Raw genomic sequence first — 24348 nt, 5'->3', positions numbered from 1 at the left:
CTGGCTCACATCCGGAAGAGGCCGAAGGAAGTCTCCGGCAAGGGGGTGCGGGAGACGACGTCGAGCGCCAGGCCCAGGACGGTGCGGGTATCGGCGGGGTCAATGACACCGTCATCCCACAGCCGGGCAGTTGAGTAGTAGGGACTGCCCTGGTCCTCGTACTGCCGGCGGATGGGCGCCTTGAAGGCTTCCTCGTCCCCGGCGGCCCAGTCCTCGCCGGCCGCTTCGTACTGGTCCCGTTTTACGGTGGCCAGCACGCTGGCTGCCTGGTTGCCGCCCATCACGGAGATCCTGGCCGCGGGCCACATCCACAGGAAACGCGGCGAATAGGCCCGGCCGCACATGGAGTAGTTTCCCGCGCCGAAGGAGCCGCCAATGACCACCGTCAGCTTGGGCACGCGGGCCGTGGCGACGGCTGTCACCATCTTGGCGCCGTTCTTGGCGATGCCGCCCTGCTCGGCGTCCCTGCCCACCATGAAGCCGGAGATGTTCTGCAGGAAGAGCAGCGGGACGCCGCGCTGGTCGCACAGTTCAATGAAATGCGCACCCTTGAGCGAGGACTCGCTGAACAGCACGCCGTTGTTGGCCACAATCCCTACGGGGTGTCCGTCAATGCGGGCAAATCCCGTAACCAGGGTGCTCCCGTAGTCCTTCTTGAACTCGTGGAACTTGCTGCCGTCCACCAACCGGGCAATGACCTCGTGGACGTCGTAGGGCGCGTTGACGTCCGTGGGCACGGCGCCGTAGAGCCCTTCCGGGTCCACGGCGGGTTCGACGGCGGATTCCACCTGCCAGGCCGGCGCGGCCGGGGGCGGGAGGGTGGCAACGATGTCCCTGATGATCTGGAGGGCGTGTTCGTCATTTTCCGCCAGGTGGTCGGTGACCCCGGAGATTTTCGAGTGCACCTCGCCCCCGCCCAGTTCCTCAGCGGTCACGATTTCCCCGATGGCTGCCTTTACCAGCGGGGGCCCGCCCAGGAAGATGGTGCCCTGGTTCCGGACAATGACGGTTTCATCGCTCATGGCGGGGACGTAGGCGCCGCCGGCGGTGCAGGACCCCATGACGGCGGCGAGCTGCGGAATCTTGGCGGCGGAGAGGCGTGCCTGGTTGTAGAAGATCCGGCCAAAGTGCTCCTTGTCCGGGAAGACCTCGTCCTGCATGGGCAGGAAGGCCCCGCCCGAATCGACCAGGTAGATGCAGGGCAGCCGGTTTTCCAGGGCGATCTCCTGGGCGCGGAGGTGCTTCTTCACCGTCATGGGGTAGTAGGTTCCGCCCTTGACGGTGGCGTCGTTGGAGATGACCAGCACCTGCCGGCCGTGCACCAGACCGATCCCGGCGATGACTCCGGCGCCGGGAGCATCGTCGCCATACATGCCATTGGCGGCGAGCGGGGCGATTTCCAGGAAAGGGCTGCCGTCGTCCAGCAGCTGGTCGATCCGATCCCGCGGCAGCAGCTTGCCCCTGGCCACGTGGCGGTCCCGCGACTTCTGGGGGCCGCCCAATGCAGCATCCGCCAGCTTCTTCCGCAGCTCCCCCGCGAGCGATGACTGCTCCTCCCGATTGGCACGGAAGGACTCGCTTGCCGGGTCGAGCCGGGTGGCCAGGGTCTCCATCGACGCTCCGTCCTAAAGTGGGTCCGGGCGGCCATAAAGGCCAACTCGGTTAGTGACTAATAACTGAAATTCAGGTTAGTCTCGATTAACTGTGATGTCCAACACAGCATCGCATTGCTAGACTCTGGGACGGTCCAAGGAGGAAAAGTGTCCAGCAATACCGCGCAGCCGGCCCCTGCCGCCCAGGCGCCCACCACCCAGCGCGGCAAGGCCAAGGAGAACCGGCGGCAGGCGCTGCTCTCCGCCGCCGCCGCCCTGTTCGCGGCCAATGGCTTCAACCGGGTTTCGCTCGAAGACCTGGGCGCGGCAGCAGGTGTCAGCGGACCTGCCGTGTACCGCCACTTTTCCGGCAAGCAGGCAGTCCTGGCCGACCTGCTGGTCACCGTAAGCCAGGAACTGCTCGACGGCGGCCGGCAGGTCGTGGAGCGCACGGCCGACCCCATGGCTGCGCTGCGGGAGCTGGTGGAGTTCCAGGTCAACTTCGCACTCGGCAAGCCGGACGTCATCAGGGTGCAGGACCGGGACCTTCCCAATCTGTCGGAGCAGGACCAGTCCGCGGTGCGCGCCCTGCAGCGCAGCTATGTGGAAATCTGGGTGGACGTGCTGGCGCGGATCCATCCCGATACCGACGTTTCGGACCTGCGGATGCGGGCACACGCCACGTTCGGGCTCATCAATTCCACCCCGCACTCCGTCCGCAGCCATGGGCGCAGGATGGCCTCAAGGACCGCCCGGCCCCTCCTGGAGGCCATGGCCATGGCCGCCCTGACGGTGCCCGCGGCCTGACCCAACCCCGCATCCGGGACACCAACGGCCGCCGGCCGCACAACCGGCCCCGGGCAGCACCGCTTGTGCGGGCCGGGGCCGGTAATACGGACTCCGCTAGACCATGGTGAGCACCATGCCGGGCTCGGCCAGGATGGCTCCCACGTCCGCCAGGAACCGGGAACCCTGTTCCCCGTCCACCAGGCGGTGGTCGAAGGACAGGCTCAGCGTGAGCACCTGGCGCAGCGCCACCTCACCGCGGTATTCCCATGGCATGGTCCGGACAGCCCCGAGGCCAAGGATCGCCGCCTCCCCCGGGTTGAGGATGGGCGTGCCGGCGTCGATGCCGAAGACGCCGATGTTGGTTATGGAGATCGTTCCGCCGGAGAGCTCCGCAGGCGTGGTCTTGCCCGCCCGCGCGGTTTCGGCAAGCGCCGTGAGCTCCTGCGCCAGCCGCGGGAACGGCAGGGCGTCGGCGTCCTTGATGTTCGGAACCGTGAGCCCGCGGGGCGTGGCGGCGGCGATGCCCAGGTTCACGTAGTTGAAGGTGACGATCTCCTGGTTCTCTTCGTCCCAGCGGGAGTTCAGCGCCGGGTTCCGCCCCAGCGCGATCAGCAGGGCTTTGGCGGCCAGCGTCAACGGGGTGAGCTTGATACCGGCGAATTCCCTGCTGGTCTTGAGTTTGGCCAGGAGTTCAAGGCTCGGCGTGACGTCCACCGTGAGGAACTCGGTGGCATGGGGCGCGGTGAAGGCGCTCTGCACCATGGCGGCGGCGGTGTGCTTGCGCACCCCCTTGATGGGCGTGCGGGTCTCCCGCTCCCCCGGCCGGGCACCAGCCGGGGATACGGCTCCCCGCTGCTGCGTGGCCGGTTGTTCGGCGTGGCCGGAAAACTCCTGAACGTCCTCCCGCGTGATGAGGCCGCCGGGACCGGTGCCCGGAACCTGCGCGAGGTCCAGCCCCAGGTCCTTGGCCAGCTTGCGGACAGGAGGCGTGGACCGTGGACGTTCGGCTGGCCTGGTTTCGACCGGCTCCACCACCGGGGGCCGGGGTTCGGCTGGCCTGGTTTCGACCGGCTCCACCACCGGGGCAAAGTTCCGCGCCCGGCGCGTGGGGCGCCCGGAACCTTCGACGACGGCGCCGTACCCCACGAGGTTGGGTTCCCTTTTCGGCGTCTCCGCCACGGTCTCCGCTGACCCCGCGCCCGGGGTGCCGGCCGGCACCGAAGGTGGGGCGCCGGCGTCGTCCGCCACCTCAAAGGAGACAATCGGCTTGCCCACCTCCACCACGGAGCCGGGCTGTTCGTGAAGTTCCTTGATGACCCCGGCGAACGGCGAGGGAAGCTCCACCACGGCCTTGGCGGTCTCCACTTCGGCGATGACCTGGTTCAGGCTGACGGTGTCGCCAACGTCCACTTTCCAGCTGAGGATTTCGGATTCTGTGAGTCCCTCGCCCAGGTCCGGGAGCCGGAATTCCTTGATCATGGTGGCGGTCATCCTTCCAGTCCGCTCAGGGAATTGGGGCGGCCCAGGGCACGGTCCACGCCGTCCAGGATGCGGTCCAGGCCCGGCAGGTGGTGCATTTCCAGCTTGGAGTACGGGTAGGGGATGTCGAAACCCGTGACGCGTACCGGTGCCGCCTCAAGGTGGTAGAAGCACCGTTCGGTGATGCTGGCCGCCACTTCCGCGCCGAGCCCGCCGGACTGCCCTGCCTCGTGCGTGACCACCAGGCGTCCGGTCTTCCGCACGGACGCCACCACGGGCTCGTAGTCCACGGGCGCCAGCGAGCGGAGGTCGATGACTTCGATGGCGATGCCCTCGTCCGCTGCCGCGGAGGCCGCGTCCAGCGCTGTCTTGACCAGGGGCCCGTAGGCCACCAGCGTGACGTCGCTGCCGTCGGTCAGCACCCGCGCCTTGTCCATGGGCAGGGCCGAGGCGGGATCCGTGTTTTCGTCCACCTCGCCTTTGTCGTGGTAGCGGCGCTTGGGCTCGAAGTACAGGACGGGATCGTCACAGGCAATGGCCTGCTGGATGACGGTGTAGGCGTCCTGCGGGTTGGCAACGGTCACCACGCGCAGCCCTGAGGTGTGGGCGAAATAGGCTTCCGGGGACTCGGAATGGTGCTCCGGTGAACCGATACCGCCGCCGAACGGGACCCTGATGGTGATGGGCATCTTGACTGCCCCGCGGGTGCGGTAGTGCAGCTTGGCCACCTGACTGACGATCTGGTCGAACGCGGGGTAGATGAACCCGTCGAACTGGATTTCAACCACGGGCCGGTAGCCGCGGTAGGCCAGGCCGACGGCGGTTCCCACGATGGCGGACTCGGCCAGGGGGGTGTCCACCACCCGGTGGGTGCCGAAGTCCTTCTGCAGCCCGTCCGTCACCCGGAAGACGCCGCCCAGGGCGCCGATGTCTTCCCCAAGGAGGACCACCTTGGAGTCGTTTTCAAGGGACTTCCGGAGCCCGGCGTTGATGGCGCGGGCAAAGGTTAACTGGGTCATCAGCGGGCACCTTCTTCTGAAACGGCTCCTGCGGGATCACCGAAGGAAGCCAAATACCTGGCGTAGTGGTCCTGCTGGCGCTCCAGCGAGGAATTGGGCGTGCTGTAGACATGCTTGAAGATGTCCATGGGCAGGGGCTCGGGCATGGTGGTGCATCCACGGCGCATTTGCGCTGCCACCGTGTCGGCTTTGTCCTTCACCTGCTGCTGCAGCTCCGCGGTCAGCAGCCCCTTCCGTTCCAGCAGGCCGGCCAGCCGGGAAATGGGGTCCTTGGCGGCCCAGTCCTCCAACTCGTTGGCGTCACGGTAGCGGGTGGGATCGTCGGCGGTGGTGTGCGGGCCCATGCGGTAGGTGACGGCTTCGATGAAGGTGGGGCCGCCGCCGCGCCGCGCCCGGTCCAGGGCCAGCCTGGTGGCAGCCATGACCGCCAGGACGTCATTACCGTCCACCCGGAGGTTGGGGATGCCGAATCCGGCGGCCCGGTCCGCGAGCTGGATGTGCGACTGCAGGCGCACGGGCTCCGAGATGGCCCAGTGGTTGTTGGTGCAGAAGAACACCACCGGCGCCTGGAAGCTGGCCGCGAATACCATGGCCTCGTTGACGTCGCCCTCGCTGGTGGCACCGTCGCCAAAGTAGGTGACGGCCACGGCATCGGCACCGTCGTTCTGGATGCCCATGGCGTAGCCGGTGGCATGCAGGGTCTGGGCGCCGATGATGATCTGCGGAGTGGCCATATTGATGCTGTACGGGTCCCAGCCGCCGGAAGCGTTGCCGCGCCAGACCCGGAGGAGGTCCGTCAGGTCCACGCCGCGGCAGTAGGCCACGCCGTTCTCGCGATAGCTGGAGAACACGAAATCGTCGGCGCGCAGTGACCGCCCGGAGCCGATCTGGGCTGCTTCCTGCCCCAGGAGCGGGGGCCAGAGGGCAAGCTCACCCTGCCGCTGCAGCGCCGTGGCCTCAACATCGATCCGCCGGATGACGGTCATGTCCTCGAAGAGGGAGCACAGTTGGTCGTCGGTGATGTCCCTGACCCAGAAATCGAACTCCGGGTGGCTGATCCGCTCACCGCCCGGGGTGATCAGCTGGAGGAACTCCGGCCCGGTCACGCCAGCATTTCCTGCGTTGCCGGGGGTACTTGCGCCGCTATGGCCCGTTTGGTCTGTAGACACGATTGCCGCAACCTTCGAACGTCGTTGACCTGTGGTTTTGGGGCTTTTGGCTCCTGCCGCCACCGGCCTTCCGGGCGTCATTGCCCCAGATACTGTGACCCTACTCACAACAGCCAGGAGGTACAACCACTGCTGCCATTACTGAGCAATGTGCCCTGTCCGGGTCCGCTGCACCGTGCTAGCGTTGCGCATTATGCGAGCTTTGGATGGCACTGACACCCGGCTGCTGGCGGCGTTGGCGCAGGACCCCCGCCGGACCGTGGTAGCCCTCGCGCAGAAGCTGGGGCTGTCCCGCAATACCGTCCAGGCGCGCATGGCGCAGCTGGAAAAGAAGCACGTCTTCCTGTCCTTCGAGCGGCGCCTCAACCCGGCAGCCCTGGGCTATCCGCTCATGGCCTTCATTTCGGTCCACGTGCAGCAGCAGAAGCTCGGGCGGCTGGCAGGGGAAATCGCCGCAATCCCCGAGGTCCTTGAGGGTTACGGGCTGACGGGTTCGGCAGACCTGCTGCTGCGCGTGGTGGCCAAAGACGCCGAGGACCTCTTCCGCATCAACGGCAAGATCCTGGCCTGCGACGGCGTGGAGCGGGCGGACACGGCCCTGGCCATGGGCGAATTGATCCCCTTCAGGGTGCAGCCGCTGCTGGACCGGGGCTCCGAAGCCGGGTAGCGGCAGCGTCGGGCCGCAGCAACAAGGACGACGCCGGCGGGCGGAGTTATAGGCTGGTCCCAGTCATGCGCCGGGCCGGGAAGGTCCGGGCCACTTAGCCGGCGCCGCAGCGCCTGTTCGACGAAAGGCTCCCCCTTTGAGCAGTTCCCACGGTCCGGGCAGTTCCCACGGTCCGGGCAGTCCCGAGGACCCGCACCCGCAGGGCCAGGCCGGGTCCACCCCACAGGGGTTGCCCCCGATGCCGTCCCGGCCGGCGCCGTTCGGCCTCCCAGGGGAACCACCACCGCCGAGGAGCCGCCGGAGGCTCTGGATCATCCTGGGCAGCATTGGCGGGGTGCTGCTCCTGGTGATCCTCGGCGTCGTAATCCTGGTGAATGTGGTGGGCAGCGCCACGAACCAGGCCCGGGGCCTGGCCGACGACTTCACCAAGAAGGTGATTGCCGGCGATACCTCGGGCGCCTACGACCAATACCTTGACCCTGCCCTGCAGAAGCAGCTTTCCAAGGAGGCTTTCATTTCCGGCGTGCAGAGCCTGGAAATGGACAGTTCCTGCAAGCCCGCGTACAACGACCTCAAGGTGGCCACCGAGAACGGCGTCAAGTCCGCCGAGGTGGTGGGACAGATCAGCTGCGCGGGCAAGAAGGTGGACCTCGCCTATCGGTTCCAGGGCACCGACAAACTGCTGATGACCAACATTAAGCTGCGGCCTGCGGCCTAGCGCGGACCAGAAGGACGGAAAAAGGAAAGCGTACTGATTTTTTTACCCATCCGACCGCGGCAATGATCCGAATCGCTTCCGAGGGCCCCATCCGGGGGCCGCATCCGGCGGGACAATCCACCCGCCCTGAAGAAAGGATTCGGGCCATGCGCAATTCACCCAACCGCCTCGTCGCCTCCGTTTTCGGAGCCGTCTACCTGCTGGTGGGCCTCTTGGGCTTCGCCGTGACGTCCGGGGTCCGTTTCGTGGCCACGGAGGGCGCGAACCTCATCATCTTCGAGGTGAACCCGCTGCACAACGTGATCCACCTGGCCATCGGCGCCGCACTGCTCTTCGCCGGGCTCCGCGGGATTGACAGCGCGCGCACCGTGAACTCCGCCGTCGGTGCCGTCTACTTGCTGGTCGGCATCGTGGGGCTGTTCCTGCTGAATTCGCCGCTGAACATCATCGCCCTGAACGGTGCCGACAATGTCCTCCACCTCGCCAGCGCCGTGCTCCTCCTCGGCGTGGGCCTGTCCCTGGACAAGTCCCCGGCCGCTGCCCGGGCCTAGCATGCCAAGGTCCGGCATGGCTCCGATCCGGCCGGCGGCACCGCCCGCCCACCCGATGACGGTGAAGTCCACGGGTTCCTGGGTCCGCCTGGTCACCGGGTTTGCCGGCTTCGGGGCAGGCTCGGTCAACCTGGCCATCTCCGCCAGCTTCCTCGCAGCGGGTTCCCATGGACCAGCAGCGCTCCTTGCTAGCGCGGTGGCCGGGCTATGGGGCACCGCGCTGCTGGCCGGATCCGTGGCCTTCCTGGCAAAAGACCGGCTGGCCGGCAACCGGTGGACGCGGTACGCCCTCGCAGCCGCAGCCGCCGCCCACCTGGCCGCCATCGCATTCCCCAACCCCATCACCTCGGGGCTCAGCCTCACGCAGCTATCGGCGCTTCTGCTGACGCTGATGATCATCGCCTCGCTCAGCTGGCTCCAGCGGCACAGTTCCCGGCAGGACGGGCGGCAGCCGGCAGGGCCCGGCATGCGGCCGGGGAGGCTGTTGCTGGCAGCGTTCGCCGGCGCCGTGCTGGTGGCTGGCATTACGACGCCGGGCCTCGCCGCCTCGACGGCCGGCCAGTACGCCGTGCCCCACGGTGGACACGGGAACCTGGCGCCCGGCGGCCACCACCAGCGCTGACCGCCCGCGGGAAACCTACCGGGGCCCCAACGAAAGAGCCTCCGGCCGCAGTCCGCGGCCGGAGGCTCTTGGCGTTGCGCCGGAACAGGTCCGGAGCTGGACGTTGTGCTCCCTGTTTGGGGCGCCGGCCTAGTGGTCCACCGCCTTTTCGGCACCGATGCCGGTCAGTGAGCGGACTTCCATCTCGGCCTGCTTCGATGCGTCCTCCCGCTTCTTGTCCAGGGTTGTCCCCAGCCAGCCCAGGAAGAAGGCCAGCGGGATGGAGACGATGCCCGGGTTGCTGAGCGGGAAGAGGGCGAAGTTTGCCCCGGGGATCATGGAGGTCTTCAGCCCCGATACCACCGGGGAGAAGACTATGAGCAGGATCGCCGAGGCCAGGCCGCCGTACATGCTCCACACCGCGCCCTGGGTGGTGAACTTCCGCCAGAACAGCGAGTAGATGATGGTGGGCAGGTTCGCCGACGCGGCGACGGCGAAGGCCAGCGCCACCAGGAAGGCCACGTTCTGGCCGTTGGCGAAGATGCCACCCAGGATGGCCAGGACGCCGATGACCACCACGGTGCGCCGGGCCACGCGGACTTCCGTGGCGGCGTCGGCCTTGCCCTTGGCGATGACGTTGGCGTAAATGTCATGCGCAAAGGATGCTGCCGCCGTGATGGTCAGGCCTGCCACGACGGCCAGGATGGTGGCGAACGCGACAGCCGAGATGAAGCCGAGCAGCAGCGGGCCGCCCAGGTGGAAGGCCAGGAGCGGGGCGGCAGCATTCACGCCGCCGGGTGCGGACTTGATGGTGTCTGCCCCCACCAGGGCGGCTGCACCGTAGCCGAGCACCAGGGTGAACAGGTAGAACAGGCCGATCAGCCAGATGGACCAGACGACGGACTTGCGCGCTTCCTTGGCCGTGGGGACGGTGTAGAAGCGCATCAGCACGTGCGGCAGGGCGGCCGTGCCGAGCACCAGGGCCAGGCCCAGGGACATGAAGTCCAGCTTGGAAGTTTCGGTCTTGCCGTACTGCAGGCCCGGGTTGAGGACTGCCGGATTGTTGGCGGTTTCCACAGCACCGCCCAGCAGGGCCGAGAGGTTGAAACCGTAGATGGCCAGGACCCAGAGGGTCATCACTGCGGCGCCTGCGATCAGCAGCATGGCCTTGATGATCTGGACCCAGGTGGTGCCCTTCATGCCGCCGATCAGGACATACATGATCATGAGGGCGCCGACGACGATGATCACCAGTGCCTGTCCGCCCCAGTCGCTGATGCCCAGCAGGAGGGAGATCAGACTTCCTGCGCCGGCCATTTGGGCCAGCAGGTAGAAGAAGCAGACCGCGAGGGTGGAGATGGCGGCGGCGATCCGGACCGGGCGCTGCTTGAGCCGGAAGGACAGTACGTCTGCCATGGTGAACTTGCCGGTGTTGCGCAGCAGTTCGGCCACCAGCAGCAGAGCCACCAGCCAGGCCACCAGGAACCCGATGGAGTACATGAACCCGTCGTAGCCGTTGATGGCGATGGCGCCGGTGATGCCCAGGAAGGATGCCGCGGACAGGTAGTCGCCTGCGATGGCGGTGCCGTTTTGCGAGCCGGTGAACGAGCGTCCGGCGGCGTAGTAGTCAGCGGCGGTCTTGTTGTTCCTGCTGGCACGCAGCACGATCACCATGGTCACGGCCACGAACAGGCCGAAGATGCCCATGTTCAGGAGGGTGGTGTCCTTGAGCGCGGCGACATCCACCGCAGCGGGTATTGCGATCATTTGTTGGCTCCGCCCACTCGGTTCGGGTTCTTGTCGAATTCGTGGCCCTCGATCTCGTGTCTGATCTCCGAAGCAATGGGGTCCAGCCGCTTGTTGGAGTAGTGGACGTACCAGCCGGTGATGGCGAACGTCGACACGAACTGGAGCAGGCCCAGGATCAGTCCGACGTTGATGTTGCCCCAGACCTTGGTGGACATGAAGCCCACCGCGTAGTCGGCGAGCAGGACGTAGGCGAAGTACCACAGCAGGAAGGCCACTGCCATGGGGAAGACAAAGCTGCGGTGACGCTTGCGCAATTCCTGGAACTGCCCGGTCGACTGGACCTGCTCGAAGTCCACGGACGCCGCTGCGTCCGGAGTATGGGCATCGTTACCCATCGTTCCTCCTCATTGAGTTGCCGGAACACACCGGGCGGAGAGCCCCGGACTGCCGGACAGGGTCCCTGGCCGGCAGCACCACGCGGGGGCACCGCAGATGTGACACCAATCACTGTGCCGCCCTGCCGTGGCCCTGTTCCAGCACTTGGCCGCCCGCCGTCGCTCAACGGCTGCGATGCTGCGGCAAGCGGCACCCGCCGCTACGCTGGGCACCATGCCGGACTCCCCCCTCCTCACCGCCGCGGCCGTTGCAGTGATCGCCATGGCCATTGCCGTCGTCGTCGGCGTGGGCCTGAAGGTGCTCCGCTCGTTCCGGGAGCTGGGCACCGACGCAGAGCGCGCCACGTACCATACGCTCCACGCCGCCTCCCAGGCCGGGCAGCACCTGCGGCGCGGCCTGAATCCCGCCGGCGCCGCGAAAGCCAGCCGCCAGCTGCGGACCCTCCTCGCCTGCGATGCACTGGCCATCACCGACACGTCCGGCGTCCTGGCCTGGGACGGGGGTGCTGAGGACATCCGGCCGCGCCTGATGGAACTCGCAGCGGATGTCCTGGCATCCGGCCGGACAACAGTACTCTCCGCGGGGACGGAGGGAACCGGTGGCCAGCTTGCCGGCGTCATCGCCCCGGTACGCGCCGGCACCCGTGTGGTGGGCGCGGTGGCAGCCTTTGCACCGTCCGCCGGGGCAGGCCTGGTCAGGGCAACGGGGGAAGTGGCCGACTGGGTGGCGGTCCAGGTGGAACTTGCCGAACTGGACGCCTCCCGGACGCTCCTCATGGAAGCGGAGGTCCGGGCGCTGCGGGCCCAGATCAGCCCGCACTTCATCTACAACTCGCTCAATGCCATCGCCTCCTTCATCAATACCGATCCGGAACGGGCCCGGGAACTGGTGGTGGAATTCGCGGATTTCACCCGCTACTCCTTCCGGCGGCACGGCGACTTCACCACCCTCGCCGAGGAGCTCCGCTGCATTGACCGCTACCTGCTCCTGGAGCGGGCCCGGTTCGGCGAGCGCGTCCAGGTCAGCCTCCTGGTAGCCCCGGAAGTGCTGGGCACCGTCATTCCGTTCCTCAGCCTGCAGCCGCTGGTTGAAAACGCCGTCCGGCACGGGCTCGAGGCCAAGGAGGGCCCGGGGCACATCACCATCACGGCCGAGGACGCGGGGGCGTTCGCCGAGGTCACCATCGAGGACGACGGCGTGGGGATGGATCCGGAGCAGCTGCGGTCCATGCTGGCGGGCCATACAGACGGGGACCACGTGGGGCTGCGGAACGTGGATGCGCGCCTGCGCCAGGTGTACGGCAACGACCACGGGCTGGTGGTGGAAACGGCGCCGGGCGAGGGAACGCTGATCACCATGCGGGTCCCGAAGTCCCAGCCCGGGCACGATGCATGAGGCCGCCTGCCGCTGGAAGTAACCTAGGAGCATGATTAACGTCCTCGTCGTTGATGATGAGTTGCCCGCCGTTGAGGAGCTGGCCTTCCTGCTGGGCAGGGACGAACGCATCGGCAAGGTCCTGCGGGCCACGTCGGGCGCCGAGGCGCTCACGGCCCTGTCCGGCGGCAGCATCGACGCTGTCTTCCTGGACATCCATATGCCTGCGGTCTCGGGCCTGGACATCGCCGCCGCCATCGCCCGGAGCAGCAATCCGCCGGCCGTAGTCTTTGTCACCGCCGACGAGGACCACGCCCTGGCCGCGTTCGAACTTGCCGCCGTCGACTACCTGCTCAAGCCGGTGCGTGCGGAGCGCCTCGCGCGTTCGGTTGGGCGGATCTGCGAACTGCGCGACGGCGGAGCGGCGCCGGAGATGATCACGGTGGACCAGGGCGGCACCACCAGGATGATCCGGCGCGACGACGTCACGTACGTCCAGGCCCAGGGCGACTACGCCCGGCTCCACACGGCCGACGCAAGCTACCTCATCCGGGTGCCGCTGGCTGACCTTGAACAGCAATGGGCGGACGCCGGCTTCATCCGCACGCACCGCTCCTACCTGGTGGCACTCAAGCACGTGTCCTCGATGAAGCTGGCCGCCGACGGGCCGCGCGTCACGGTGGCCGGCGCCGGGCTGCCCATCAGCCGGCGGCACCTGCCCATCGTGCGGGAGAAGCTGGAGGCAACCAGGATCAGGCCGCACGCATGACCCGGGTCCGGGTTACGGCCCCCCGCGCGGCCGCCGGCACCGCCGTCCGTGGTGCTCCGCGCCCGTTTGAGTCGCGGGAAGCGGCGCAGGATTCCGAGGTAGGCCAGGTGTTTGTCCGGTCGCTGGTCAGGTCCCAGCTGCGGCTGGCCCTGGTGGTGGCCGGCGGCTTCCTGCTGATCCTGGCGGCATTCCCACTGACCTTGGTGCTGGTTCCGGGCCTGGCGGACACCCGGATCGCCGGCATCCCGTTCGACTGGCTGCTGCTGGGCGCGGGAATCTACCCGGTGATCGGGTTGGGCGCCTGGCTCTATGTCCGGACGGCGGCGCGCAATGAGGCTCGCTACCGGGACCTGGCCGGGGACCAGTGACGCGGCCGTGAACGCCGGAATCGCGATCACCGCAGTGACGGTGGTATCGGTCGCCACCGCCATCATCGGTTTTTACGGGCTGCGCATCTCACGCACCACGGGGGATTTCTACGTGGCGTCCCGGACCGTGCGGCCCTGGTGGAATGCGTCGGCGATCGGCGGCGAGTACCTGTCCGCGGCAAGCTTCCTTGGCGTGGCCGGGCTGATCCTGGTGTCCGGGACCAATGCGCTGTGGTTCCCGGTGGGCTATACCGCCGGTTACCTGATGCTGCTGCTCTTCGTCGCCGCCCCGCTGCGCCGGTCCGGCGCCTACACCATTCCTGACTTCACCGAGTCCAGGCTCGCCTCCCGGACTGTCCGCCGGGTCACCAGCCTGGTGGTGGTGATGGTGGGGTGGCTGTACATCGTGCCGCAGCTGCACGGCGCGGCCCTGACCATCCATATCGCCACGGGGCTGCCCAACTGGGTGGGTTCGCTTGCCGTCGTGGTGGTGGTGTGCCTCACCGTGGTGGCGGGTGGAATGCGGTCCATCACTTTTGTCCAGGCCTTCCAGTACTGGCTCAAGTTGACCGCACTGGCCGTGCCCATCCTGTTCATCCTGTTCGTGCTGGCCGGTCAGGGAACAGAACCCGAGTCCGCTCCCGCGGTGAACCCCACGGGCGCGGCACCCGCGGGGCTCTACCAGAACGTGTCCCTGCTGGTGGCGCTGCTCTTCGGCACCCTCGGCCTGCCGCACGTGCTGGTTCGGTTCTACACCAATCCTGACGGGCATTCGGCACGGCGGACCACCCTGATCGTCCTGGGATTGCTGTCCGTGTTCTACCTCTTCCCCACGGCGTACGGCCTGGTGGCAAGAATGTTTGCCCCCGATCTTGCCCGCTCCGGGCAGCCGGACGCCATGGTCCTGCGGCTGCCCGGTGAACTCATTGGCGGGGTGGCGGGAGACCTGCTCTCGGCCCTGGTGGTGGCCGGGGCTTTCGCAGCATTCCTGTCCACCACCTCGGGCCTGGTGGTGTCCCTGGCAGGTGTCATCAGCCAGGACGTCCTGGGCGGCAGCGTCCGTGGGTTCCGGCTCGCCGCCGTCATTTCCGCCGTCGTCCCGCTTGGCTTTGCGTTCATGACTGGCTCGCTGGCCCTGGCGGGCAGCGTGGGCCTGGTCTTCGCTTTCACGGCGTCTACGGTCTGCCCCGTGTTGTTGCTCGGCATCTGGTGGCGGGGCCTGACCGACGCCGGGGCCATCGCCGGCATGGTCACCGGCGGGGTGCTGTGCGGCGGGGCGATGATCGCCGGCGCACTGCCCGGATCCGGCCCCACGCCGCCTTGGCTGGCGCAGCCTGCGGCCTGGAGCGTGCCGGCCGCCTTCGCCGTGATGGTCATCGTGTCCCGGGCAACTTCACACCGGATTCCCGGGACCATGCCCCGCATCATGACCCGGCTGCACACCCCGGAACGGCCGCTGGCAACGGAGCGGTGATCGGGAGGACAATAGCGCCATGTCCACCGAGGACGGCGGCGCCTCCCACCAGCAAAGCGGGGTCCCTCCCTCCGTGCGGGCCCAGTTGCTCGCCACGGAACACTGGGGCCTGCTGGCGTCACGCAGTACGGCCCAGGGCGAGGTGCTGACCCGCATCAGCATGTTCCTGACGTTCACCTCGGCCAGCATTGTCAGCGTGGCCCTGGTGGGGCAGGCCACGGGCTTTTCGGATGCGTTCGTCATGCTGGCTGTGGCGGTCCTGCTAATCGACACGGCAATCGGGCTGCTGACCCAGATCCGGGTGATGAACGTGGCCCACGAGGACCTGATGTACGTCACGGCCATGAACAGGCTGCGGGCCGCCTACGTGGACCTTGATCCGGGCGTGGCGCGCTACCTGATGGCTGCGCACCATGACGACGAGGCCGGTTCGAGGCAGACCTACTACTTCTTCGGCAACCGCGGCTCGTTCAGCCACGTCGCGGGCAGCAGCATGATCTTCATGACGACGGCGAACGCCGCCCTGATTGCCATCGTCGCCGGGTTGCTGGTTACCTTGGCCGGGGCCGGGACATCAGGCGGGCTCATTGTTGGCGCGCTGTGCGGGCTGGCCTTCCTGGCAGGGGCCGCCGTTCACGGGTACCGGAGCTACCAGGAGGTGTGGCGCGGCTTCGCGCCGATCTCCCCCACCCCGCCGGCCGGCGACTGAGCCCCTGCAGGGCAGTCAGTCGATGGCTGCCATCAGTTCGACAACGCGGTCCAGGAAGGCGTCCACCTGCGATTCCTCGTAACCGTCCCGGCCCACGGCCGGGCGGAAGACCGCGCGGCGCACGCTGTCCACGCTCAGCGGCTTGTCCTGTTCCAGGTAGGCGATGAGTTCGTGGCACAGCCGGTCGACGTCGCCGGTGTTGTAGCTGCGTGCCCTGTTCTTGCCGGGCCGGCGGAAGCGGTCTCCGTCGGGCCGGTGCAGGCGTCCGCGGAGGATGCCGGAGAGGCTGCCGATTTCCCGCAGCCAGGCTTCTTCCCCCCGCGCCGCGATCAGCTCGTCACGCTCCCGGCGGGCGAACGCGTCCTCGAGCCGGTCCAGCGCGGCGTCCACGACGGCGGCGGAATAGCCGCCCTTGACGGGATCGAAGGAAACGGCCCGCACGTCGGCACTGTTGACGGGATCAGTGGCTGCCTGGGGCGTTTCCAGGGAGATCCGTGCCCGCTGCAGGAACTGGTCAACCTGCCGGGCGTTGTACCCGTACTCGCTGCGCTGCACGCGCTCAAAGGACGCAGGGATCTGCCGATGAATGTCCAATGCCACTTCGATTCCTTCAATGCTGTTCAGCCGTAGTGCTTCCGCACCAGTTTAGGTTGCCGGGACCAGCGCGGCCGCGGGTTCCCGGTTGTGTGTCATTTCCAGGCCTTGCGGCGCCGGAGGGGTTATGCGCCGGCCACCATGCCATACAGGATGAAGGCCACCGGTGAGGCGAAGACGATGGAGTCGAGCCGGTCCATCACTCCACCGTGCCCGGGCAGGATGGAGCTCATGTCCTTGACGCCCAGCTCACGCTTGACCATGGACTCGGCGAGGTCGCCGGCGGTGGACGCTGCCACGGTTCCGACGGCCAGGACCGCCCCCACCCACCACGGCTTGTCCAGCACGAAGATGGCGGCCAGGACGCCGATCAGCATGGCGCCCGCCACCGACCCGGCGAAGCCTTCCCAGGACTTCTTGGGGCTGATTTTGGGGGCCATGGGGTGCTTCCCGATGGATGCGCCCACCAGGTAGCCGAAGGTGTCGTTGGAGACCACCAGCAGCAGCATGACGGCGATCTCCCACGCCCCGATGGGGGCAAGGCCGCCGGGCCACAGTCCCAGCGGGGTGGTGCCGGCCGCGTGCAGCGGCAGCGCCGCGAAGCTGATGAAGAACGGGACCCACCCCAGGGTGAACACGCCGGCGAAGATGCTGTTCGCCGAGCCGGCGGCACTTTCGATCGACCGCCACAGCAGCACGGCGACGGCACTGAGCAGCAGGGCGAACAGCTGGCTCTCGATGCCGCCGAAATAGGCGGCGAATGGCATGGCCAGCGTGCCGGTCATGACCGGCACGATGGGCATCCTGGTGCCGTTGGCTTCCAGCGCCCGGTAGATCTCCCACACGCCAAAGACGGCGAAGGCAGTGACGATGGCGACGAAGGCCAGCGGGACGAACAGCAGGCCGCCCAGCACGGCGATGAGCATGGCCAGGCCCACCACGACGGCGGCGGGCAGGTTCCGCCCGGCCTTTGGCGTCGGGTTGCTCCTGGGCTGCTTCCCCCTTATGCGCGCCCGTGGTGCGGGGGCCTGATCTGCCTGGCCCATCAGACTTCGAGCAGCTCTGCTTCCTTGCGCTTGAGCAGCTCGTCGATGCCGTCCACATGGGCCTTGGTGAGGTTGTCCAGTTCCTTTTCGGCCCGGTTGCCTTCGTCCTCGCCGGCCTCGCCGTCCTTGACCAGGCGGTCAAGGGTTTCCTTGGCCTTCCGGCGGATGTTGCGGATGGAGATCTTGGCGTCTTCGCCCTTGGTCTTGACGATCTTCACGTATTCCTTGCGGCGTTCCTTGGTCAGTTCAGGAATGGTGATCCTGATGACGCTGCCGTCGTTGGACGGGTTGGCTCCGACCTCGGAATCGCTGAGGGCGCGTTCGATGTCCCGCATGGCGGTCTTGTCGAACGGGGTGATCAGGATGGTGCGGGCGTCCGGGATGGCGAACGAGGCCAGCTGCTGCAGCGGCGTGGGCGAGCCGTAGTAGTCCACCAGGACCTTGTTGTAGAGGCCGGGGTTCGCGCGGCCGGTGCGGACGGCGGCGAAGTCTTCCTTGGCTACCTCTACTGCCTTGTCCATCTTTTCTTCGGCTTCGAGCAAGGTTTCTTCGATCACGGTCTCTCCTGACGGTTCTGGTGCAGTCCGGGGCGCCGGTTCGCTGCACTCACGTGGTTCTATGTTGCCGTTTCCGTCCCCGCCGGGTGGGGCGGGGACGGAACTGTCCTGAAATCATCCTAGCCGCAGCTAGGCGGTGACCAGGGTGCCCAGCTTTTCGCCGAGGATGGCGCGGGTGACGTTGCCTTCACCTTCCATGCCGAAAACCACCATGGAGAGGTCGTTGTCCTTGCACATGGTCATGGCCGTCTGGTCCATGACGCGGATGTCGCGGCGGAGGGCGTCGTCGTAGCTGAGGGTTTCCAGCCGCTCGGCGGTGGGGTCCTTCTTGGGATCAGCGGTGTACACGGCGTCCACCCCGCTCTTGGCCATGAGGACCACATCGGCGTGGACTTCCAGGGCGCGCTGGGCCGCCACGGTGTCGGTGGAGAAGTAGGGCAGGCCTGCGCCTGCTCCGAAGATGACCACACGGCCCTTTTCCATGTGGCGGATGGCGCGCCGCGGGATGTAGGCCTCTGCCACCTGGCCCATGGTGATGGCGCTCTGGACGCGGGTTTCGACCCCCGCCTGCTCCAGGAAGTCCTGCAGGGCCAGGCAGTTCATGACCGTTCCCAGCATGCCCATGTAGTCGGCACGGGAGCGGTCCATGCCGCTCTGGGACAGTTCGGCGCCGCGGAAGAAGTTTCCGCCGCCCACCACGATGGCCACTTCCACTTCGGGAACGGCTGCGGCAATCTGTTTGGCGACGTTGCGGACGGTCTCGGGATCTACACCGAGCTTCCCGCCGCCGAAGACCTCTCCGGAGAGCTTCAGGAGGACCCGCCGCCGGCTCTTCTCCGAATGCGTGACAGTGTTGACGGCTTCCATGATGCCTTCCCGTTGGTGACTCTGAAAAAAAGGGTATCCTGCCGGCTCCGGTGGTCGGAACCGGCGGCGGTCCCAGCGGACTGTTGCTGCAGCCGTTTGGGCGCATGCAAAAGGGGCGGCCACCGAAGTGGCCACCCCCTTGCAGTTTCGACTAGGAGCCGACGCGGAAGCGTGTGAACGCGGTTCCCTTGACACCGGCCTCTTCGAGGACCTGTGCCACGGACTTCTTGGCGTCCTTGGCGAATGCCTGGTCAACCAGGACCTCGCCCTTGTAGAAGCCGGTTACGCGGCCTTCCACAATCTTGGTGAGGGCTGCTTCGGGCTTGCCCTCGGCCTTGGCGGTCTCTTCGGCGATGCGGCGCTCGGACTCGACGAGCTCGGCCGGAACGTCCTCACGGGTGAGGTAGTTCGGGGCCATTGCGGCGATGTGCACGGCGACGTCGTGGGCGGCGGCGGTGGCGGCTTCGCCTTCACCGTCGACGGCGAACAGCACGCCGACCTGGGCCGGGAGGTCCTTGGAGGTCTTGTGCAGGTAGGCGTCAACCGTTGCACCCTCAACGCGGGAGATGCGGCGGACAACGACCTTTTCGCCCAGGATGGCGCCTTCTTCGACGACAACCTCGGAGAGCGGCTTGCCGTCAACGTCGGTGGCCAGCAGGGTCTCGAGGTCGGCAGCGCCTGACTCGACGGCGACGGCCAGGACCTTGTCGGCCAGCTGGATGAACTTGTCAGCCTTGGCAACGAAGTCGGTCTCGCAGTTGACCTCGATCATGACGCCGACGCCGTTGCTGACCTTGGCGGCCACGAGGCCTTCAGCGGTGGAGCGGCCTTCGCGCTTGGTAGCGCCCTTGAGGCCCTTGATGCGGATGATCTCGATGGCCTTTTCGGCGTCACCGTTGGCTTCGTCAAGAGCCTTCTTGACGTCCATCATGCCGGCGCCGGTGCGCTCGCGCAGGGCCTTGATGTCCGCGGCAGTGTAGTTCGCCATGTGAACCCCTCTGTCTAGAAATGTGTGGTGGTGTACGGACCGACAGGACGGCAGCCCACGGTGGTGGGCTGCCATCCTGTCAGCAGCTCCGGCTGCGGACAGCGCGGAGAATCCGGTTTTTGTGTGACTTACTTGGCGTCTTCGGCGGGAGCCTCGGCAGCTGCCGGGGCTTCCTCGGCGGCCGGAGCTTCAGCGTTCTCTGCCGGAGCCGCAGCGGCTTCTGCCTTGCTGCCTTCGAGGAGCTCACGCTCCCACTCGGCCAGCGGCTCTTCCGGAGCTTCAGCAGCGCCCGTGCCGCGGTTGTTGCGGGCGATCAGGCCCTCTGCAACGGCGTCGGCAACAACGCGGGTCAGCAGGTTCACGGAGCGGATGGCGTCGTCGTTGCCCGGGATCGGGAAGTCGACTTCGTCCGGATCGCAGTTGGTGTCCAGGATGGCAACAACCGGGATGTTCAGCTTCTTGGCCTCGTCAACGGCGAGGTGTTCCTTCTTGGTATCAACAACCCACAGCAGGGACGGAGCCTTGGTCAGGTTGCGGATACCGCCGAGGTTGGACTCCAGCTTGGTGAGCTCGCGCTTGAGGAGCAGGAGTTCCTTCTTGGTGTAAGCGGAACCGGCGACGTCGTCGAAGTCGATCTCTTCGAGTTCCTTCATGCGCTGGATACGCTTGGCAACCGTCTGGAAGTTGGTCAGCATGCCGCCGAGCCAACGCTGGTTGACGTAGGGCTGGCCCACGCGGGTTGCCTGCTCGGCAATTGCTTCCTGGGCCTGCTTCTTGGTGCCGACGAAGAGCACGGTGCCACCATGGGCAACAGTGGCCTTGACGAACTCGTAGGCGCGGTCGATGTAGGACAGCGACTGCTGCAGGTCGATGATGTAGATGCCGTTGCGCTCGGTGAAGATGAAGCGCTTCATCTTCGGGTTCCAACGGCGGGTCTGGTGTCCAAAGTGGACGCCGCTGTCAAGCAGCTGGCGCATGGTTACGACGGGCATTCCGGCGCTCCTTATTTTCCGGCAGGTCATTCATGAGAAAACCCGGAGGCTTCTTACCCTGCCAATAGTTGACGGTTGATCAGCGTGGCCCGGACGGGCCGTGCTCCTGGCATCCCCCGCCCTTCCCATCAGGACCAAGCCTGACCGCAGGAAGCGCGGTCCTCCTTGGACAACGCCGGGGCGTTGTCTGCCGGAAGGCCGGATGCGCGTAGTCAGCCGCTGCTCCCCCACACTCCTGAATGAGATGTGCCGACGCCGTCCGGACAGGGGAATGCACCGCGGGGGTGGACCGCTGGGACGGAAGGCGTTGAGGGCGCAGCAGACTGCTCCATCAAGTGTACTACAGGCACCCCCACCCGCCGGACACCGCGCACCCGTATGGGACGTTGTCCACATAGCAGGAATCCGCCCTGCCGCCGGCGGGCCGGGGCGGGGAGTCTGGTGGCATGAAGACACCAGTCCTGCTGGCGGCAGTCCTGCTGCTGCCGGCCTCAGTTGCCTCCGTGGGCCCCGGCGTCCCACTCGCGCCGATCACCATGGGCCCCCCGGTCCAGGCAGCTGTTCCGTATCGGGCAGGAGTGCCGACGGCGGTGGGCCAGCCAGGTGCCCGGGCCTCCTGGCAGTGGCCACTGGCTCCCCGGCCGGCGGTGCTGCGCGGATTCGATCCCCCGCCGAAACCGTGGTTGAGCGGACACCGGGGCGTGGATCTCGCCACGCCCGTGGCCGGTGCCGGGGTCCACGCCCCGGCGGCAGGAACGGTGAGTTTCGTGGGCGTGGTGGTGGACCGGCCCGTGATCACCATCGACCATGGCGGCGGCCTGCGCAGCAGCTTCGAACCCGTGGAAAGCACGCTGCCGCAGGGCGCTGCCGTGGCGGCGGGCCAGGTGATTGGCACTGTACTGCCGGGGCACTGTCCGGCGTCGCAGTGCCTGCACTGGGGCGTGCGGGAAGGCGAGGACTACGTCAATCCCCTGCAGTTCGTTCTGGACCTGCGGCCATCCATCCTGCTGCCGCTGGCCGGTGGGCCATGACCACGGAACGCAGGAATTGGCCGCGGAACATCTGGCAGTCAGGCAACTGCCAGCCCGGGGCGTCCCGCCTACACGATGGCGGAGATGCCGGTGATGGCGCGGCCCGTCACCAGGGTGTTGATTTCGGCAGTGCCCTCGTAGGAGTAGATGGCTTCGGCGTCGGCGAAGATTTTGGCCATCCCGTAGTCGGTCACGATGCCGTTGCCGCCCAGGATGCTGCGGCCCAGCGCCACGCTCTCCCGCATGCGGTCAGTGGCAAAGGCCTTGGCCAGCGCTGACTGCTCGTCCTTGGCTTCCCCGGCATCCTCCAGCTGCGACAGCCGGACCATCATGCCCATGGAGCTGACGGTGTTGCCCAGGATCCGGACCAGCTGGTCCTGGATGAGCTGGAACGAGGCCAGGGGGCGGCCGAACTGCTGGCGCTCCACGGCGTAGCGGCGGGCAACATCGAACGCGGCCATCTGGAGCCCCACGGCCTGCCAGGCAACCGACAGGCGGGTGACCTTGAGTACTTTGTTGACGTCGCGGAAGCTGTTGGCGTTGGCGAGCTTGAAGTGGTCCGGGACCACCACGTCCTGTAGAACAATGTCGGCATTCTGGACGGTCCGGAGCGAAATTTTGTTCTCGATCTTTGTTGCGCTGTATCCGGCCAGCGTGGTGTCCACCAGGAAGCCCTTGACCTGGTTGTCCGCCACATCGCGGGCGTACACCACCACCCAGTCCGAGAACGTGGCGTTGCCAATCCACCGCTTTGCGCCGTTGAGGATCCAGTTGTCGCCGTCCCTGCGCGCGGTGGTGCGCGTCCCGCCGGCCACGTCACTGCCGCCCAGCGGCTCGGTCAGGCCGAAGGCACCGATCTTCTTCAGCGCATAGACGTCGGGGAGCCATTCATCTTTCTGCTCCTGGGATGCCAGCAACTCTATGGAGCCGGTGAACAGTCCGTCGTGCACCCCCAGGAAGGTGGCGATGGAGGCGTCGGCCCGGGTGGCCTCGGCGTGCAGCATACCGGCGAAGAGGTTGGAGTACCCCTGCCGCCGGACCGGGCTGACCAGGTCCAGACCGGCAAGTTTCGGAATCAGCTCCATGGGGAACTCCCCGAGGTTCCAGCAGTCCACGGCAATGGGCCTGACCTCGCGCGCCAGGAAGTCCCGGACTTCGGCGAGCCGGTCCTGCTCCTTGCCGGAGAGGAGCTGCTCGAACGCGAAGAAGTCGCCGTCGGCGTAGGGAAGCTCGGGGAAGTCGGCTGCGGAGGTGGCCATGGTTACCTTCTTTGGTGATCGGCGCTGACCATGCCGCGGAGTGGAGCACGGTATGTTACTGGTCAGTAACATACCGTAGGGTGCGGGGTTAACCAAGAAAACCGCGGCCAACAATAAATTGTCGGCCGCGGTTGGTGGGTAGGGCTACTCGGACTTGAACCGAGGACCTTAGGATTATGAGTCCCGCGCTCTAACCAGCTGAGCTATAGCCCCCAATCCCCGGAGAGCAGGCGGTGGACCGCCGTGCTCCGGCAGGGCAAAAACACTCTAGCAAACCCGGGAAAGGGTTCAGACCACTTTGTCCTCGTAGGACGCGCCGCGGTACAGGTCCTCGAAGGTCTGCAGCGTCCCCTGGATGCTGTGGGGTTCCACCATCTGCCGGCTTGCCCGGCCCATGGCGCGCTGTTCCTCCTTGGGCAGTTCCAGAACCTGGGTGATCTTCTTGGCCAGGTCGTCGCTGTCGTTGGGGGTGAAGAGATATCCGTTCTCGCCGTCGCGGACCAGGTGAGGCAGCGCCATGGCGTCCGCCAGGACCACGGGCGTGGAGGCGGACATCGCTTCCAGGGTCACCAGCGACTGCAGCTCCGCCGTTCCGGGCATGCAGAACAGGTCGGCACGGATGTAGGCGGTGCGCAGTTCCTCGTCGCTGGCCAGCCCCAGGAACTTGACCCGGCTGGTGAGTCCGAGCCGGCGCACCAGGTCCTCCAGTGCAGAGCGCACCTCGCCTCCGCCCACGATCTCCAGGTGCACATTCAGCTCCGGCGGCGTTTTGCCGATGGCCTCGATAAGTACGTCCACGTGCTTTTCCTCGGCGAGGCGGCCGGCGAACAGGACGGTGGGGTGCGCGTGCGGCTCGATGTGCTCACCGGGCTGCAGTTCGTAGGCGGCGGAGTCGATGCCGTTGGACAGCGGCAGGACTTTGCGGAGGAATGCATGCTCGTGCATGGCGCGGGCGGCAAGCGGGGTGGGCGTTGTCACCACGTCCGCCTGGCCCATGACCTTGCCCATGTCCTTCCATGAGACCCGCCCAATGATGTCCTTGAACCACTGCGGGAACGGCAGGAAGGGGTTGAGGTTCTCGGGCATGAAGTGGTTGGTGGCGATGATGCGGACGCCGCGCTTCACGGCTTCATACAGCACATGCTCGCCAATCATGTAGTGGCTTTGGATGTGCACCACGTCCGGCTTCACCCGGTCGAACAGGAGGGTGATCTCCTTCTTGATTTCCCAGGGGAAGCACAGCCGGAAGCTCTCGTGCGTAAACGCCTTGTGCGAGCGGAGCCGGTGCACGGTTGCCTCCTCGCGGAACTCGGTGAAGCTCTTTCCCTTGCTGTCGCGGGAGGCCAGGACGTGGACGTTGTGGCCCCGCGCCGTCATCCCCTTGGCCAGCCGGTATCCGAACTGGGCAGCACCGTTCACGTCGGGCGGATAGGTGTCTGCGGCGATCAGGATGGTCAGGGGGCGCTGGTCGGCTGGCGTGGTCATGGGGAGTACTCCTGATGGTCACGGTGCGGACAGCGTGGAACTGACAGCACGGTTGGCCACTGGCGCGGGGCGCCGGGCTTCGTGGGATTACTGGTGAAGTTGGAC

The 24348-nt window shown here is 66.9% G+C and carries 25 protein-coding genes and 1 tRNA gene; 11 read left to right on the top strand and 15 right to left on the bottom strand.

Annotated features, from left to right (window positions below):
* Positions 1-5 precede the first annotated feature (5 nt).
* A complete protein-coding gene (locus ACFVTD_RS07300) occupies positions 6-1613 on the bottom strand; it encodes a carboxyl transferase domain-containing protein (RefSeq protein WP_387560240.1) in 1608 nt (535 codons plus the stop codon).
* A 147-nt stretch (positions 1614-1760) separates the two neighbouring features.
* Between ACFVTD_RS07300 and ACFVTD_RS07295 the strand changes: the two genes are divergently transcribed.
* Positions 1761-2399 (top strand): TetR/AcrR family transcriptional regulator, encoded by a 639-nt coding sequence (locus ACFVTD_RS07295; protein WP_387560237.1) that lies wholly within the window; start codon positions 1761-1763, stop codon positions 2397-2399.
* Between the two features lie 96 nt (positions 2400-2495).
* Here ACFVTD_RS07295 and ACFVTD_RS07290 read toward each other — a convergent pair whose 3' ends face one another.
* The 3 genes from ACFVTD_RS07290 to pdhA are packed head-to-tail and all read right to left on the bottom strand — an operon-like array spanning position 2496 to position 6048.
* Positions 2496-3872, bottom strand: coding sequence for a dihydrolipoamide acetyltransferase family protein (locus ACFVTD_RS07290; RefSeq protein WP_387560234.1), 1377 nt, complete (start codon positions 3870-3872; stop codon positions 2496-2498).
* Positions 3869-4879, bottom strand: coding sequence for an alpha-ketoacid dehydrogenase subunit beta (locus tag ACFVTD_RS07285; RefSeq protein ID WP_387560231.1), 1011 nt, complete (start codon positions 4877-4879; stop codon positions 3869-3871). The genes ACFVTD_RS07290 and ACFVTD_RS07285 overlap by 4 nt, the downstream gene beginning before the upstream one ends.
* Positions 4879-6048 (bottom strand): pyruvate dehydrogenase (acetyl-transferring) E1 component subunit alpha, encoded by a 1170-nt coding sequence (gene pdhA / locus ACFVTD_RS07280; protein ID WP_387560228.1) that lies wholly within the window; start codon positions 6046-6048, stop codon positions 4879-4881. Before pdhA ends, ACFVTD_RS07285 begins: the two co-directional genes overlap by 1 nt.
* A 193-nt stretch (positions 6049-6241) precedes the next feature.
* Between pdhA and ACFVTD_RS07275 the strand changes: the two genes are divergently transcribed.
* From ACFVTD_RS07275 to ACFVTD_RS07260, 4 genes are all read left to right on the top strand, one after another.
* Positions 6242-6715: an Lrp/AsnC family transcriptional regulator gene (locus ACFVTD_RS07275; protein ID WP_387560226.1), complete on the top strand. Its 474-nt coding sequence runs from the start codon at positions 6242-6244 to the stop codon at positions 6713-6715.
* Between the two features lie 136 nt (positions 6716-6851).
* Positions 6852-7433 (top strand): hypothetical protein, encoded by a 582-nt coding sequence (locus tag ACFVTD_RS07270; RefSeq protein WP_387560223.1) that lies wholly within the window; start codon positions 6852-6854, stop codon positions 7431-7433.
* Between the two features lie 146 nt (positions 7434-7579).
* Positions 7580-7984 (top strand): DUF4383 domain-containing protein, encoded by a 405-nt coding sequence (locus ACFVTD_RS07265; RefSeq protein ID WP_387560220.1) that lies wholly within the window; start codon positions 7580-7582, stop codon positions 7982-7984.
* A gap of 16 nt (positions 7985-8000) precedes the next feature.
* On the top strand, positions 8001-8606 hold the full coding sequence (locus ACFVTD_RS07260) for a hypothetical protein (protein WP_387560217.1): 606 nt from the start codon (positions 8001-8003) through the stop codon (positions 8604-8606).
* 129 nt (positions 8607-8735) lie between these two features.
* Here the strand turns inward: ACFVTD_RS07260 and ACFVTD_RS07255 are convergent, their stop codons facing one another.
* On the bottom strand, positions 8736-10352 hold the full coding sequence (locus ACFVTD_RS07255; RefSeq protein WP_387560214.1) for a cation acetate symporter: 1617 nt from the start codon (positions 10350-10352) through the stop codon (positions 8736-8738).
* Positions 10349-10729: a DUF485 domain-containing protein gene (locus tag ACFVTD_RS07250; RefSeq protein WP_387560211.1), complete on the bottom strand. Its 381-nt coding sequence runs from the start codon at positions 10727-10729 to the stop codon at positions 10349-10351. Before ACFVTD_RS07250 ends, ACFVTD_RS07255 begins: the two co-directional genes overlap by 4 nt.
* Before the next feature lie 214 nt (positions 10730-10943).
* Here ACFVTD_RS07250 and ACFVTD_RS07245 point away from each other — a divergent pair, with 214 nt between their 5' ends.
* The 5 genes from ACFVTD_RS07245 to ACFVTD_RS07225 are packed head-to-tail and all read left to right on the top strand — an operon-like array spanning position 10944 to position 15424.
* Positions 10944-12125: a sensor histidine kinase gene (locus ACFVTD_RS07245; protein ID WP_387560208.1), complete on the top strand. Its 1182-nt coding sequence runs from the start codon at positions 10944-10946 to the stop codon at positions 12123-12125.
* 31 nt (positions 12126-12156) lie between these two features.
* The gene (locus tag ACFVTD_RS07240; RefSeq protein ID WP_387560205.1) at positions 12157-12873 is read left to right on the top strand and encodes a LytR/AlgR family response regulator transcription factor; all 717 of its coding nucleotides are present in this window, start codon (positions 12157-12159) and stop codon (positions 12871-12873) included.
* The gene (locus ACFVTD_RS07235; protein WP_387560202.1) at positions 12870-13241 is read left to right on the top strand and encodes a hypothetical protein; all 372 of its coding nucleotides are present in this window, start codon (positions 12870-12872) and stop codon (positions 13239-13241) included. The genes ACFVTD_RS07240 and ACFVTD_RS07235 overlap by 4 nt, the downstream gene beginning before the upstream one ends.
* Positions 13204-14715, top strand: coding sequence for a cation acetate symporter (locus ACFVTD_RS07230; RefSeq protein ID WP_387560199.1), 1512 nt, complete (start codon positions 13204-13206; stop codon positions 14713-14715). The genes ACFVTD_RS07235 and ACFVTD_RS07230 overlap by 38 nt, the downstream gene beginning before the upstream one ends.
* A gap of 19 nt (positions 14716-14734) precedes the next feature.
* Positions 14735-15424 (top strand): hypothetical protein, encoded by a 690-nt coding sequence (locus ACFVTD_RS07225; RefSeq protein ID WP_387560196.1) that lies wholly within the window; start codon positions 14735-14737, stop codon positions 15422-15424.
* Between the two features lie 15 nt (positions 15425-15439).
* Here the strand turns inward: ACFVTD_RS07225 and ACFVTD_RS07220 are convergent, their stop codons facing one another.
* The 6 genes from ACFVTD_RS07220 to rpsB all read right to left on the bottom strand — a co-directional run bounded on the left by ACFVTD_RS07220 (position 15440) and on the right by rpsB (position 20468).
* Entirely contained in the window at positions 15440-16024 is a 585-nt protein-coding gene (locus tag ACFVTD_RS07220; protein ID WP_387560193.1) for a DivIVA domain-containing protein, read from the bottom strand.
* A gap of 119 nt (positions 16025-16143) precedes the next feature.
* Complete coding sequence (locus tag ACFVTD_RS07215; RefSeq protein ID WP_387560190.1) at positions 16144-17064, bottom strand: phosphatidate cytidylyltransferase; 921 nt, start codon at positions 17062-17064, stop codon at positions 16144-16146.
* Positions 17064-17621 (bottom strand): ribosome recycling factor, encoded by a 558-nt coding sequence (frr, locus tag ACFVTD_RS07210; protein WP_387560187.1) that lies wholly within the window; start codon positions 17619-17621, stop codon positions 17064-17066. The genes ACFVTD_RS07215 and frr overlap by 1 nt, the downstream gene beginning before the upstream one ends.
* Positions 17622-17750: 129 nt before the next feature.
* On the bottom strand, positions 17751-18488 hold the full coding sequence (gene pyrH, locus ACFVTD_RS07205) for a UMP kinase (protein ID WP_159632390.1): 738 nt from the start codon (positions 18486-18488) through the stop codon (positions 17751-17753).
* Between the two features lie 151 nt (positions 18489-18639).
* Positions 18640-19476: a translation elongation factor Ts gene (tsf, locus tag ACFVTD_RS07200; protein ID WP_141161028.1), complete on the bottom strand. Its 837-nt coding sequence runs from the start codon at positions 19474-19476 to the stop codon at positions 18640-18642.
* 128 nt (positions 19477-19604) lie between these two features.
* Positions 19605-20468 (bottom strand): 30S ribosomal protein S2, encoded by an 864-nt coding sequence (gene rpsB, locus ACFVTD_RS07195; protein ID WP_141161029.1) that lies wholly within the window; start codon positions 20466-20468, stop codon positions 19605-19607.
* Between the two features lie 446 nt (positions 20469-20914).
* Here rpsB and ACFVTD_RS07190 point away from each other — a divergent pair, with 446 nt between their 5' ends.
* On the top strand, positions 20915-21499 hold the full coding sequence (locus tag ACFVTD_RS07190) for a murein hydrolase activator EnvC family protein (protein WP_387560182.1): 585 nt from the start codon (positions 20915-20917) through the stop codon (positions 21497-21499).
* Positions 21500-21567: 68 nt separating this feature from the next.
* Here the strand turns inward: ACFVTD_RS07190 and ACFVTD_RS07185 are convergent, their stop codons facing one another.
* The 3 genes from ACFVTD_RS07185 to ACFVTD_RS07175 all read right to left on the bottom strand — a co-directional run bounded on the left by ACFVTD_RS07185 (position 21568) and on the right by ACFVTD_RS07175 (position 24243).
* Positions 21568-22758: an acyl-CoA dehydrogenase family protein gene (locus ACFVTD_RS07185; protein WP_387560179.1), complete on the bottom strand. Its 1191-nt coding sequence runs from the start codon at positions 22756-22758 to the stop codon at positions 21568-21570.
* A gap of 139 nt (positions 22759-22897) precedes the next feature.
* Positions 22898-22971 (bottom strand) — tRNA-Ile (locus ACFVTD_RS07180).
* Positions 22972-23046: 75 nt separating this feature from the next.
* Positions 23047-24243, bottom strand: coding sequence for a glycosyltransferase (locus tag ACFVTD_RS07175; RefSeq protein WP_387560176.1), 1197 nt, complete (start codon positions 24241-24243; stop codon positions 23047-23049).
* Positions 24244-24348 lie beyond the last annotated feature (105 nt).

This window comes from Pseudarthrobacter sp. NPDC058119 (assembly GCF_042884655.1).
Taxonomy (GTDB): domain Bacteria; phylum Actinomycetota; class Actinomycetes; order Actinomycetales; family Micrococcaceae; genus Arthrobacter.
The sequence above is the reverse complement of the archived record's forward strand: the minus strand, read 5'-3'. Positions and strand labels throughout refer to the sequence as shown.

Coding starts and splice junctions, on each gene's coding strand:
- ACFVTD_RS07300 (WP_387560240.1), bottom strand. CDS start 1,613: ATGGAGACCCTGGCCACCCGGCTCGACCCGGCAAGCGAGTCCTTCCGT.
- ACFVTD_RS07290 (WP_387560234.1), bottom strand. CDS start 3,872: ATGACCGCCACCATGATCAAGGAATTCCGGCTCCCGGACCTGGGCGAG.
- ACFVTD_RS07285 (WP_387560231.1), bottom strand. CDS start 4,879: ATGACCCAGTTAACCTTTGCCCGCGCCATCAACGCCGGGCTCCGGAAG.
- ACFVTD_RS07275 (WP_387560226.1), top strand. CDS start 6,242: ATGCGAGCTTTGGATGGCACTGACACCCGGCTGCTGGCGGCGTTGGCG.
- ACFVTD_RS07265 (WP_387560220.1), top strand. CDS start 7,580: ATGCGCAATTCACCCAACCGCCTCGTCGCCTCCGTTTTCGGAGCCGTC.
- ACFVTD_RS07260 (WP_387560217.1), top strand. CDS start 8,001: ATGGCTCCGATCCGGCCGGCGGCACCGCCCGCCCACCCGATGACGGTG.
- ACFVTD_RS07255 (WP_387560214.1), bottom strand. CDS start 10,352: ATGATCGCAATACCCGCTGCGGTGGATGTCGCCGCGCTCAAGGACACC.
- ACFVTD_RS07250 (WP_387560211.1), bottom strand. CDS start 10,729: ATGGGTAACGATGCCCATACTCCGGACGCAGCGGCGTCCGTGGACTTC.
- ACFVTD_RS07245 (WP_387560208.1), top strand. CDS start 10,944: ATGCCGGACTCCCCCCTCCTCACCGCCGCGGCCGTTGCAGTGATCGCC.
- ACFVTD_RS07240 (WP_387560205.1), top strand. CDS start 12,157: ATGATTAACGTCCTCGTCGTTGATGATGAGTTGCCCGCCGTTGAGGAG.
- ACFVTD_RS07235 (WP_387560202.1), top strand. CDS start 12,870: ATGACCCGGGTCCGGGTTACGGCCCCCCGCGCGGCCGCCGGCACCGCC.
- ACFVTD_RS07230 (WP_387560199.1), top strand. CDS start 13,204: ATGAGGCTCGCTACCGGGACCTGGCCGGGGACCAGTGACGCGGCCGTG.
- ACFVTD_RS07225 (WP_387560196.1), top strand. CDS start 14,735: ATGTCCACCGAGGACGGCGGCGCCTCCCACCAGCAAAGCGGGGTCCCT.
- ACFVTD_RS07215 (WP_387560190.1), bottom strand. CDS start 17,064: ATGGGCCAGGCAGATCAGGCCCCCGCACCACGGGCGCGCATAAGGGGG.
- pyrH (WP_159632390.1), bottom strand. CDS start 18,488: ATGGAAGCCGTCAACACTGTCACGCATTCGGAGAAGAGCCGGCGGCGG.
- tsf (WP_141161028.1), bottom strand. CDS start 19,476: ATGGCGAACTACACTGCCGCGGACATCAAGGCCCTGCGCGAGCGCACC.
- rpsB (WP_141161029.1), bottom strand. CDS start 20,468: ATGCCCGTCGTAACCATGCGCCAGCTGCTTGACAGCGGCGTCCACTTT.
- ACFVTD_RS07190 (WP_387560182.1), top strand. CDS start 20,915: ATGAAGACACCAGTCCTGCTGGCGGCAGTCCTGCTGCTGCCGGCCTCA.
- ACFVTD_RS07185 (WP_387560179.1), bottom strand. CDS start 22,758: ATGGCCACCTCCGCAGCCGACTTCCCCGAGCTTCCCTACGCCGACGGC.
- ACFVTD_RS07175 (WP_387560176.1), bottom strand. CDS start 24,243: ATGACCACGCCAGCCGACCAGCGCCCCCTGACCATCCTGATCGCCGCA.